The organism is Neisseria sp. P0001.S005 (assembly GCF_051963715.1).
The window spans coordinates 1-422 of the sequence record NZ_JBQCTZ010000647.1; the positions used below are offsets into that span (position 1 = coordinate 1).

Consider the following 422-nt stretch of genomic DNA (forward strand, 5'->3'; position numbering starts at 1 on the left):
CGTCAAAACGGCAAAACAGGTTGAAATCGACGCGGGTGATGAGGCTGTGCTCGAGTTCGGGATCGGAGAGGCTGTGCTATTGTCCGCGCAGGACGGCTTTGAACATGGATAGCAGTGGATAGGTGGGACGGCCGCGGTGGTCTCTAAGGTAATGGGTTCTTTGACGGTTCAGGTACTGTTCGATCGGCTGCCAATCAATCACTTGATCCAACTTCAATAGTGGGAAGCGGTCGATGTGTTTGGCAATCATGGCTTGTGCGGTTTATTGAAAGAAGGTGGTCATGAAAAATCCCCTAAATGTCTTGGTAGGAATTTAGGGGATTTGGGGGAATTTTGCAAAGGTCTCTATCCATTTATCCCTTTACCCAATGTAAAGTCTCCATTTGTCCAGGTCTTCATTCCCGGCCCCATACAAAGCCGCC

The 422-nt window shown here is 49.5% G+C and carries 1 pseudogene; it reads right to left on the minus strand.

Annotated features, from left to right (window positions below):
- Nucleotides 1-250 (minus strand): annotated as a pseudogene (locus tag ACTHSP_RS22180) (transposase); the annotation flags it as partial.
- Between the last annotated feature and the right edge of the window lie 172 nt (nt 251-422).